The organism is Sporosarcina sp. P26b, from assembly GCF_002743245.1.
Lineage (GTDB): Bacteria > Bacillota > Bacilli > Bacillales_A > Planococcaceae > Sporosarcina > Sporosarcina ureae_C.
Map to the genome: position 1 here is coordinate 53824 of NZ_PDYW01000012.1, position 11558 is coordinate 65381.

Annotated in this window: 10 protein-coding genes, 1 tRNA gene and 1 pseudogene; 11 read left to right on the plus strand and 1 reads right to left on the minus strand. The window is 43.4% G+C overall.

The genetic code is table 11. From position 1 onward, the window contains the following. Nucleotides 1–121: 121 nt before the first annotated feature. From CSV69_RS11350 to CSV69_RS16860, 3 genes and pseudogenes are all read left to right on the plus strand, one after another. A pseudogene (locus tag CSV69_RS11350) lies at nucleotides 122–548 on the plus strand (S1 domain-containing RNA-binding protein). 164 nt (nucleotides 549–712) lie between these two features. Beyond that, entirely contained in the window at nucleotides 713–838 is a 126-nt protein-coding gene (locus CSV69_RS17325; RefSeq protein WP_255396879.1) for a hypothetical protein, read from the plus strand. 86 nt (nucleotides 839–924) lie between these two features. Then, nucleotides 925–1098 carry a hypothetical protein gene (locus tag CSV69_RS16860; RefSeq protein ID WP_158232659.1) on the plus strand — a complete coding sequence of 58 codons (174 nt, stop codon included), beginning with the start codon at nucleotides 925–927 and terminating at the stop codon, nucleotides 1096–1098. A gap of 283 nt (nucleotides 1099–1381) precedes the next feature. Here CSV69_RS16860 and CSV69_RS11355 read toward each other — a convergent pair. Further along, nucleotides 1382–1455 (minus strand) — tRNA-Met (locus tag CSV69_RS11355). 208 nt (nucleotides 1456–1663) lie between these two features. Here CSV69_RS11355 and CSV69_RS11360 point away from each other — a divergent pair. The 8 genes from CSV69_RS11360 (at nucleotide 1664) to CSV69_RS16685 (ending at nucleotide 11523) form a co-directional block, all read left to right on the plus strand. Continuing rightward, the gene (locus tag CSV69_RS11360) at nucleotides 1664–3949 is read left to right on the plus strand and encodes a SpoIIE family protein phosphatase (RefSeq protein ID WP_233192379.1); all 2286 of its coding nucleotides are present in this window, start codon (nucleotides 1664–1666) and stop codon (nucleotides 3947–3949) included. A gap of 160 nt (nucleotides 3950–4109) precedes the next feature. Next, nucleotides 4110–5519, plus strand: a complete 1410-nt coding sequence (tilS, locus tag CSV69_RS11365) for a tRNA lysidine(34) synthetase TilS (protein ID WP_099693457.1) — start codon at nucleotides 4110–4112, stop codon at nucleotides 5517–5519. A gap of 19 nt (nucleotides 5520–5538) precedes the next feature. Further along, entirely contained in the window at nucleotides 5539–6081 is a 543-nt protein-coding gene (hpt, locus tag CSV69_RS11370; protein ID WP_085427771.1) for a hypoxanthine phosphoribosyltransferase, read from the plus strand. 131 nt (nucleotides 6082–6212) lie between these two features. Further along, the gene (gene ftsH / locus CSV69_RS11375; protein WP_099625969.1) at nucleotides 6213–8252 is read left to right on the plus strand and encodes an ATP-dependent zinc metalloprotease FtsH; all 2040 of its coding nucleotides are present in this window, start codon (nucleotides 6213–6215) and stop codon (nucleotides 8250–8252) included. 138 nt (nucleotides 8253–8390) lie between these two features. Then, a complete protein-coding gene (locus CSV69_RS11380) occupies nucleotides 8391–9155 on the plus strand; it encodes a type III pantothenate kinase (protein ID WP_085427773.1) in 765 nt (254 codons plus the stop codon). A 12-nt stretch (nucleotides 9156–9167) separates the two neighbouring features. Further along, nucleotides 9168–10037, plus strand: coding sequence for an Hsp33 family molecular chaperone HslO (hslO, locus tag CSV69_RS11385; RefSeq protein ID WP_099625970.1), 870 nt, complete (start codon nucleotides 9168–9170; stop codon nucleotides 10035–10037). Between the two features lie 211 nt (nucleotides 10038–10248). Then, a complete protein-coding gene (gene cysK / locus CSV69_RS11390; protein WP_085427775.1) occupies nucleotides 10249–11175 on the plus strand; it encodes a cysteine synthase A in 927 nt (308 codons plus the stop codon). Between the two features lie 102 nt (nucleotides 11176–11277). Beyond that, entirely contained in the window at nucleotides 11278–11523 is a 246-nt protein-coding gene (locus CSV69_RS16685; RefSeq protein ID WP_143560827.1) for a hypothetical protein, read from the plus strand. Nucleotides 11524–11558: the final 35 nt, after the last annotated feature.

Here is an 11558-nt window from a genome sequence, read left to right on the forward strand (position 1 = left end):
TCAAGTTGACACTCTTTTTTTGTTGGCTATAATATAAGTAGGAGCCTGTAAAATACAGGCACTGCCAATATGGTTGATAGGCTTACGAGCCGCTTAAAACTTAAGGAGGAGCATTTTTTTTATGTCAATTGAAGTAGGCAGCAAGTTAGAGGGTAAAGTAACCGGGATCACAAATTTTGGGGCATTTGTTGAATTGCCAAGCGGATCCACAGGATTAGTCCATATTAGTGAAGTAGCTGACAATTATGTCAAAGATATAAACGATCATTTAAAAGTCGGCGATATGGTTGAAGTGAAGGTAATGAATGTGGGATCTGATGGTAAAATCGGTCTTTCCATCCGTAAGGCGAAGCCTGAGTCAGAACAACGTCCACAGCGTCCACAACGTCCAACGAGACCTCGTCAAGGAAGCAAGCCAAGCCTTTGAACGACCAGAGAACTTTGAGCAGAAGATGGCAAAGTTCATGAAGGACAGCGAAGAACGTCTAACTACCTTAAAGAGAGCGACAGAGTCCAAACGTGGCGGTCGTGGAGCTAGAAGGGGATAACTTGCTGACTGTTTCAACTGTGAACTAAAATCAGATGACATCCTATACGTATGTTCCGCACTATGGAGCATGCGTTTTTTTGTGTCTAAAAATGTATTTGAATGTATTGACTGGGGTTGGGTCGTTGCTCGAATTTGGCTTGGTCATTGAATATAGTGAGGGTCATGCTTTGGACTCGCGCAGGCACGTGGGGGATTGCCTCCAGCCATGAGCCAACTAGCGGTGGAACTGCTATCTGTCTCCTGGCCACGGCCGACCCCGCAGTTGTGCCTGCGCTGCTGAGTGGTTGACAAGTTAGATTGTGGTTTATAAAAGATGAAGATCAGTAACTGGGTGTGACATTTTTACTGTTCTGGCATAGTCAATGATATATAGAATGGATCGTCGCTCGAATTTTACTTGTTCATTGAATGCAGTGAGGGTCATGCTTTGGACTCGCGCAGGCACGTGGGGGATTGCCTCCAGCCATGAGCCAACTAGCGGTGGAGCTGCTAGCTGTCTCATGGCCACGGCCTACCCCGCAGTTGTGCCTGCGCTACTGAGTGGTTGACAAGTTAGGTTGTGGTTTATAGTAGATAAAACCAGTGACTGAGTAGTACCAGTTCCTATTCTTGCAAAAGAAGAATCAGAACTGCTTTACACACTATCTAAGGTAGGCGGAAGCCAACCACCACCGCCGAAGTGGGGCCAATGCCCGACCCACATACATTGCTAGTCAAACCACTACCTAACATCGTATCCTACTGACTTGTACGAACAACTTGCCCATGTAATCACCAACACATAGAAAAACTCCCCTTGCCTAAGCAAGAGGAGTCTTCGTGTTTCTATTATAGCGGCGGAGGGATTCGAACCCACGACCTTTCGGGTATGAACCGAATGCTCTAGCCAACTGAGCTACACCGCCAAGACATTTGCACGTTGAAATTATACAACTTCAAACGCAACGTCTCTTATCATACTAGGCATTTAAACAACTGTCAACCTCTCTTTTGCTAAAAAATAAACATACGGAATACGTCGAAATGTTTTGCGAATATGCCGCCATGAACAGACAAAATTTCTCGCAACTCCCATGTATAGTTTTATGTAAGAGAACATAGGGGGTATGGGAAATGAAGATGATTGACAATATGGAGCGACCGTTTGTGCAGATGTTCAGGGCTTCGTGGCAAGAATTGATGAATCGAAAAGTCTACTTGCTGACGGCCCTTCTTTTCTTAGTAGGATCATTCTTTCTATCACAAGCAGTAGTATTTGATATGGCAGTTCCGTTTTTCTTACCAATCTGGGCGTTGGCCAGTATGCGCTACCGTCAACATATGATTTATGTATTTATAGGAGGGATGGCGGGCAGCGCATTTCTAGGGGTCGGACAAGCCGTCATTCATCTAACACAATTATTGCTGTTTCATTCAATTATTAAAATTCCTGTTGTGAAAAGGTCAATTCCAATCGCTGTAGCAGGGGCAATGATTATTCCGCAACTGGTCTGGCAACTCGTAAAGTACGGAGACGGGATGTTGCCTTTGGCAGTTCAGTTATCGATCGGATTAGAAGCATTGCTTGCGCTATTCATGACTATTTTCATGTTGCTTGCATTTCCTTCTATAGAAAGAATGCTATACGGACCATGGAACCCTGAGCAGATCAGTGCGATGTGTATAGTGGGAGCGCTTGCAGCAACAGGGATGGGCGGTTTCCAGATTGGGACGGTTTCAGTTGCGGGTGTGTTCTTGTTTCTCGCAATCTTTGTAGCGGCTGTCGTTGGGGGAGTGCCGTTTGCTACAACTGTCGGAATGATCATCGCATTGATTATAGGGGTATCAGAACTATCTTTCACGGGTATGATGGCGTTATATGGTATGACTGGTTTGCTCGCGGGTTCACTGAAACGGTTTGGGAAGCTTGGGATCATCACCGGCAGTGTCTTTGTTTCGCTCTTTTTCCTTCTTTATGATGCGACATTGCCTCTTGATACCGTACATTTTTCCACAGTCGGTACCGCGGCATTACTGTTTATATTGATTCCTTCACGTAAATTAAGTCAAATACGACAAGTTTTATTGCCGAAACAAGAAGGGATATCGGAAAAACGACAACAATGGTTGGCGGATAAATTGGATGGACAGTTAGCGGAGTTCCAGCAGTTCGCTCATTTCATGTCAACACTCGTCAATGATCGTCTGTCTCCTGAAGAGGAAGTGGCGGCAACAAGTCAAGTACCATCTATTTGTCAATCCTGTTTTCGTTACCGTAAGTGTTGGGAAAATGAAGAGGATGGCATTGAACCGTTGATTAATGAATGGGAAACCACCTATTCCGCAACAAAAAAAGCGGCACGAGTACGTGTGGAACAGCAGATGAAATATAAATGTCTGCGCTTTAAAGGATTATTGAATGAATTGGAGGAAAGAGGGGCTAATAAATTATTAATGGGGCAGTTACAGCATGGACGAAAGATGCTGGCGTTACAATTGCGCGATATGAGTACCCACATTGAAAAAGTTATGCGAGAAGTGAAAGAAGATCTGACTACGTATAAGTTGGCCGAAGAAGAACTTGCGAATCGATTGCAGTCACAAGGGATCGAGTTTTTCCAAATAGATATTTTATCCGAAGAACGAGGTGCCTGTAGAATTGTAATATCGGTGCCAGAGAAAAAAGCGGACTTTGAAGCAGAGACAACTGTTGGGGAGTATTTATTATTGCCTATTTTAGAGGAAATGTATGACGAACCGATGCATATTTCAAAATCAACGTACCAACCATTCCCGTTCCCCCATGTCCAATTGACCTTTAGTTCTGCGGTTCGTTTTTCACTCGACTATGATATTGTCACGACAGCAGGGAAAGGATCGTTCAATGGCGGTGATGCGTATGAGTTATTCAAGATTCACGACGGATTGTCGGCCGTGCTGCTATCTGATGGAATGGGACAAGATATCAATGCATACCACGAGAGTAGAAAGGTTATCCGATTGATGAGGGAATGCTTGGGGCAAAAAATGGATCCTGAAACGGCAATTCACACATTACATTATATGATGGCGTTAAATGGGCTAGATGATATGTACGCAACACTCGACTTAGCATTAATTGATTTACAGGAAGGGCGGCTGTGGTCGTGGAAAGCGGGATCGATGAGTACCTATATTAAGAGAAGTGATGATTGTATCCGGTTGGACAGCAAAACGGTGCCATTTGGCTTCTTACCTTCATTTTCAATAGAAGCAAAAAATGAAAAGTTGAAATCTGGTGATATTGTTGTCATGATGACGGATGGTATATTTAATGGAGATATACCGCTTGATATTCAGGAGGACGTCATGAATCAAACGATAGAACGCTTTAAAGAGATGGACTGCCGAACGATTGCGGATCAAGTGATGATCAAGTGATGATGGAGATGGAACGGGTATTTGAGTCTGTGGAAGATGATCGGACGATTCTAGTTATGAAAGTCGGTCATATTGTGCCGAAGTGGTCAAAAGCTAATAAGCAACCTCGAATCATTTCTAGCTAAACAATGGTAGAATAGAGAGAGGAGGGAGATGGATCATGAAAAGTTTGCAGCAAAAGGTTTTGAAGTTTATCGACAAGCAAACACTGATTCCTCCCGGCTCTCGTGTACTGGTCGCGTGTTCGGGTGGTGTGGATTCCATCGCACTGCTTCACTTTCTTGCGACGCATCAGCAATTTTTGGCCATTGAAGTTGGGGCCATTCATGTAGACCATATGCTCCGTGGAGCTGAATCTGCTGAAGATGCGTTTGTTGTGAAGCAACTATGCGAGGAATTCGGACTACCCTTTTATTCTGAACAAGTGCCTATTCGGGCTATCTTAGAAAGCCAGGGTGGCAATATGCAGCAAGTTTGTCGGCAACAGCGTTATGCACGTTTCGAACAAACGATGAAAAGTGAGCAGTTCACGGTTCTCGCAACAGCCCATCATGCAGATGATCAACTGGAGACGGTATTGATTCAATTGAGTAAAGGACAATCATTAAACGGTATGCCGATACAACGCGCGTTTCATTCGGGTAAAATTGTACGGCCATTCCTTCCGTTAAAAAAAAGCGAACTGTACACGTATACGACACAATGCAAAATAAAGTTCCGGGAAGATCCCAGTAATCAGCAAGATTATTATTTGCGCAATCGTATGCGACACCAAGTGCTACCCCTCTTGATAGAGGAAAATCCATCTGTTGCGGTCAATACGGTACGCCAAACGGAGCAACGTCAAGCGGATGAAAAATTGCTGAGTGAGCTTGCAAGTCAACATTGGCAATCGATTGTTACGTATACGGATGAACAGCTTCCTTCTTTTCAACGGGAGGCATTTCTTGCTATTCCCCACGCTTTACAAAAGCGAGTGATTCAACTACTATTAAAATGTCTGACTGAACCAGCAACAGAGAACGCTGAGTGGCATTTTACATTAGTGGATGAACTGTTACAGCATATTACGAACACAGCTGGGAATGTCACAATTGATTTGGCAAATGACTATCGGTTTATCAGGCAATATGATAAACTGCTAGTTACAAAAAAGGATATAGATACAGCGTCTCTTCGTCCAAAAGTCCTTGAGAAAGGTACTTGGCATACGTGGGGAAATATTCAATTTTACTGGCATCATGTCAATGCGCATAGGATCCAACACTTTTTACCTTCAGACGAAATTAGGTATTTTCAATTGCCTAAGTCGGAACTGCCGTTAACTGCACGGTTGCGAATTACCGGAGACAGAATGTTGCTCAAAGGAATGTCTGAGCCAAAACGTATAAAGCGGATATTGATTGATGAAAAGATAGGGATCGTGCAAAGACAACAGCAGCCTGTCATTACGACAGCGAGCGGTACTGTGTGTGCGGTGCCTGGTGTACGGTATGGTGAGATGTTTTCGCGCTGCCAACTGGAAGGCGATTCATACATATGGATTACGCGAGAAGGCGAGACAAGATAAAATAGAGGGGGACGGGCCGATGATCGCACAAGATATCGAGCATGTTTTAATTTCAGAAGAGCAATTAGAAGAGAAAGTCCGGGAACTCGGAGCAACATTAACTGAAGAGTACCGTGAAAAGTTTCCATTGGCAGTCGGCATACTTAAAGGTGCATTACCATTTATGAGTGATCTGATCAAACGTATTGATACGTATATCGAATTGGATTTCATGGACGTATCTAGTTATGGAAATGCAACAGTTTCTTCAGGTGAAGTGAAAATCATCAAAGATTTGAACACTAGCATAGAAGGTCGCGATGTGTTGATCATTGAAGACATTATCGACAGTGGAAAGACATTGAATTATTTAGTTGAGCTGTTTAAATACAGAAAAGCCAACTCTATTAAAATTGTTACATTGTTGGATAAACCTACTGGCCGTAAAGTAGATTTAAAAGCAGATTATGTTGGTTTCGATGTACCAGACGCGTTCGTAGTTGGGTACGGATTGGATTACGCAGAGAAATATCGTAATTTGCCATACATCGGTGTATTGAAAAAGGAAATCTATTCTTTCTGACCGTAGTTTAACGGACAGTAAGGAAAGCCTTTTTTCATAAAGCATTTCTTTTGTTAAGTAGTGTTAATCTATGCTAAAATTTACAATAGTTTTCTGTTTAGTTTTTGTTGAATGAGATGAGGAGGCTTGGGATGAATCGAATACTTCGATACTTTCTTTTATATGGATTGATCTTCCTTGCAATAATGGGGATATTCAGTTCGCTTAACAATCCAAATCCGAAGATGAAACCAATTCGGTATGATGAATTCATCACAGCGCTGGAACAAGGAAAAGTTGAAAATGCAACTTACCAACCATTACAGCTTGTGTATGAAGTAAAAGGGGAAATGACCGACTACGAAAAAGGTGAAACATTCGTAACGAACATTCCAGAAAATGATATGGACGGCATTCGCGAAATAGTCGCAAAGACAAATACTGAAATTGACATCCTACCGCCAAAAGAAACAAGCGCGTGGGTATCGTTCTTTACAGGACTTGTACCATTCATAATTATTATTATCCTTTTCTTCTTCTTACTGAACCAATCACAAGGCGGCGGTGGCGGCAAGGTGATGAACTTCGGGAAAAGTAAAGCGAAACTGCAAACGGACGATCGAAAGAAAGTACGTTTCAATGATGTTGCAGGTGCAGATGAAGAAAAGGCAGAGCTTGAAGAAGTCGTGGACTTCTTGAAAGACGCCAGTAAGTTTGTGGAGTTAGGCGCACGGATTCCAAAAGGGATCTTGCTAGTTGGACCTCCAGGTACAGGTAAAACATTACTTGCGCGTGCAGTTGCAGGCGAATCTGGTGTACCATTCTTCTCGATTTCAGGTTCTGATTTCGTTGAGATGTTTGTAGGTGTGGGTGCTTCTCGAGTGCGTGACTTGTTCGAGAATGCCAAGAAAAATTCACCATGTATTATCTTTATTGATGAAATTGATGCAGTTGGACGTCAGCGTGGAGCCGGCTTAGGTGGCGGTCACGATGAGCGTGAGCAAACATTGAACCAGTTGCTAGTAGAAATGGATGGATTTGAAGGAAACGAAGGAATTATCATCGTTGCCGCTACAAACCGTCCGGATATTTTGGACCCGGCACTTCTTCGTCCGGGACGTTTTGACCGTCAAATTACGGTTGGTCGTCCAGATGTTAAAGGAAGAGAAGCTGTGTTGAAAGTTCACGCACGTAACAAGCCACTTGACGATACAGTCGATATGAAAGCTCTAGCTCAGCGTACTCCAGGATTCTCTGGCGCGGATCTTGAGAACTTATTGAATGAAGCAGCTCTTGTGGCAGCGAGAAGAAATAAACTAAAAATCGATATGTCCGATATTGATGAAGCAACGGATCGTGTTATTGCAGGTCCTGCAAAAACAAATCGTGTCATTTCGAAAAAAGAACGAAACATCGTCGCGTTCCACGAAGCGGGTCACGTAGTTGTGGGCTTAATACTCGATGATGCAGAAATCGTTCATAAAGTAACTATTGTTCCTCGTGGGCAGGCTGGCGGATACGCAGTCATGCTTCCAAAAGAAGATCGTTACTTCATGACAAAACCTGAACTCCTCGACAAAATTGCGGGTCTTCTAGGTGGACGTGTTTCAGAAGAAATCGTGCTTGGCGAAGTATCAACCGGTGCACATAATGACTTCCAGCGTGCTACAGGTATTGCACGTTCGATGGTTACAGAATACGGAATGAGCGATAAAATCGGTCCGATGCAGTTCGGTCAGACGCAAGGCGGCCAAGTATTCCTTGGACGTGACTTCAATTCTGAGCAAAACTATTCTGAAGCAATCGCATACGAAATTGATTCTGAAATGCAAATTATTATTAAAGAGCAATATGAACGCACAAGAAAGATCTTGACTGAAAACCGAGAATTGCTTAATCTGATCGCAACGACTCTATTGGAAGTCGAAACGTTGGATGCGGAACAAATCAATCACTTGAAAGATCACGGTACTTTGCCTGATCGCCCATACGACAACAACGATGGCAGCGATGATGACAAGAAGATTGTGGAATCCCCTGTGGAAACTGCAATGAATGAAACACCGGATTCAACAAGCGTGACTCCTGATAGTACGGGTGCACCATCAGACCCATCAATCGGTGACTTGCCAAGTGAAGGTGGAGCAACAGATAAGACACTACCACCAATTGATGAAGAACGCAGAGACTAAGCGAACCTAACAGCCGACTGTTTACAGTCGGCTGTTTTCTTAATGATAGGGAAATGGTCAGTACACATCTACAGTATCTACACGTGGAATTATGATATGATGTACGGGAAAAAGTCAAAGTATGAGGGGACAACGACTATGTTACTAGTATTAGATACAGGTAATACCAATATTGTGTTAGGCGTATATGAAGGGGATCAACTGAAGTACCACTGGCGTATGGAAACCTATCGTCATAAGACGGAGGATGAATACGCCATGCAAGTTAAAGCAATGTTTCAGCATGTGGGGCTTTCATTCGAAGACATTACTGGCATTATTATTTCTTCTGTGGTGCCGCCTGTTATGTTCCCGTTAGAGCAAATGTGTAAAAAATACTTCAATCAGAAGCCGATGGTCGTTGGGCCAGGTGTGAAAACAGGATTGAATATTAAGTATGAAAATCCTCGCGAAGTCGGTGCAGATCGAATCGTTAATGCGGTAGCGGCGATCCGTGAATATGGTAGCCCGCTGATAATCGTTGACTTTGGAACAGCTACTACGTATTGCTACGTGAACGAAAACGGCGAATACATGGGTGGTTCCATTGCGCCTGGCATAAAGATCTCTATGGAGGCGTTATTTGACCGCGCTTCAAAATTGCCACGCGTTCAACTTGCACGGCCCGAGCATGTTGTTGGTAAAAATACCGTCGCTGCTATGCAGTCTGGTATTGTCTTTGGTTATGTTGGACAAGTAGAAGGTATTGTTAACCGTATAAAAGAGGATTGTAAAGTAGAACCTACAGTCATCGCGACAGGTGGAATGGCAGAATTGATTGCATCTGAAACAAAAGTAATTGATGTAGTAGATAACTTCCTGACACTAAAAGGATTACATTTAATTTATGAAAGAAATTTGTAAGGAGAGAATGAAATGACAACAGATTATTTAGTAAAAGCACTAGCTTTCGAAGGACAGATTCGTGCATATGCAGTCCGCTCAACTGAAACAGTAGGAGAAATGCAACAACGTCACCAGATGTGGCCGACAGCGACTGCTGCTCTTGGACGTACCGTTTCAGCATCCGTCATGATGGGCGCTATGTTAAAAGGTGAAGACAATATTACAGTGAAAATCCAAGGAAATGGTCCACTAGGTCCGATTGTTGTGGATGCTAATGCAAAAGGGGAAGTCCGCGGATATGCTACAAATCCACAAACTCACTTACCTCTAAATGAACAAGGGAAATTAGACGTAAGTGGTGCAGTCGGTACGGAAGGTATGCTTTCCGTTGTAAAGGATCTCGGTATGAAAGATTACTTTACAGGGCAAGTGCCAATTATTTCCGGGGAAATTGCGGAAGACTTCACTCAGTACATGGTAGTATCTGAACAAGTACCGTCCGCTGTTGCACTAGGTGTACTTGTCAATCCAGACAACACAGTCAAAGCTTCAGGTGGATTCATACTGCAAGTAATGCCCGGAGCTACAGAAGAAACGATTGTATTGCTAGAAGAAAGAATTGCGAACATGACGGCGATTTCTACTATGATTGACAACGGACTAACACCTGAAGGAATCCTTTCAGAAGTGTTAGGTCAAGAAAACGTAGAATTTCTCACTAGAATAGACGTGAAGTTTGATTGTGATTGTTCCAAAGAGCGTTTTAGCGAGGCGATTAAAGGACTTGGGGCTGTAGAAATACAAGCGATGATCGATGAAGATCATGGTGCAGAAGCTCAATGCCACTTCTGTTTAGAGAAGTATCATTTCTCTGAGCAAGAACTTCAAGATTTAATTTAATGAGATCGTAAACTACTTACCCGCTGCCAAATACATTTTCGCGTAGCGGGTAGTTTTATAATTTATCTAAAGAATCTCAAGAGTAAGCGCTATCAAATAAAACAGATACACTATAATCTTCTGAATTATTTGATTGACAACTTAATTAGAAGGTAGTAATATTAAGCTAATAAAACATATAAAAATACTAGGTATTAGGAGCGGATGACAAATGAGTAGAGTGGGAAATTCAGTTATTGATTTGATAGGTAAAACACCGTTAGTAAAATTAAATCGTTTAACAGGTGCAAACGACGCAGATGTGTATTTGAAACTAGAATTCTTCAATCCTGGCTCAAGTGTCAAGGACCGTATTGCGCTTGCTATGATTGAGTCAGCGGAAAAGAGCGGTAATTTAAAAGAAGGCAGTACAATTATCGAGCCGACGAGCGGCAATACGGGTATCGGTCTCGCTATGGTTGCAGCTGCAAAAGGTTATAAGTCAGTACTTGTTATGCCTGACACGATGAGTTTAGAGCGTCGTAACTTACTTCGCGCATACGGAGCGGATTTAGTATTGACTCCAGGAGCTGAAGGAATGAAAGGCGCAATTTCTAAAGCTGAGCAATTGGCAGAAGAAAACGGTTGGTTCTTGCCACAACAATTCAATAATGAAGCAAACCCCGAAGTTCATCGTCTGACAACAGGACCTGAGATTGCGAATGCTCTGGATCAAGTAGACGCGTTCATTGCGGGAATTGGTACGGGTGGTACGATTACAGGAGTGGGCGAAGTATTAAAAGAACGTTTCCCTGGTATCAATATCGTTGCGGTAGAGCCGGAAGATTCAGCAGTATTGTCTGGAGGTAAGCCTGGACCGCATAAAATCCAAGGAATCGGGGCAGGATTTGTGCCGAAAGTGTTGGATACGGAAATCTATGATGAGGTTATCAAAGTTTCTAATGATGATGCATATACGTTTGCGCGTCGTGCGGCACGTGAAGAGGGTATCCTCGGTGGAGTATCTTCAGGTGCGGCAATTGCGGCTGCGTTGCAAGTAGCAAAGAAGTTAGGCAAAGGCAAAACAGTTGTAGCGATCCTTCCGTCAAACGGAGAACGTTACTTGAGCACACCTCTTTATCAATTTGATGAAGAGTAAGAGATAAAGACTGAAGGCGGATCCTGTGTTTTGGGGATTCGTCTTTTTTTGTATAGAGGTAGTTGTTAGGGGATTGGGGTTGGGTCGTGGATCGACTTAGGTTTGGGCGTTGAAGATGGTGTGCTTTGGACCCGCACAGGCACGTGGGGGATTGCCTCCAGCCATGAGCCAACTAGCGGTAGGGCTGCTAGCTGTCTCATGGCCACGGCCTACCCCGCAGTTGTGCCTGCGCTACTAAGTACTTGCCAAGTCAGGTTGTGGTTTATAGTAGATGAAACCAGTGACCTGGTAGTATTCGTTCCTTATTCTTGCAAAAGAAGAATCAGAACTGCTCTACACACTATCTAACGTAGGCGGCTGCACGTGGTAGGCGTAGTAATGAG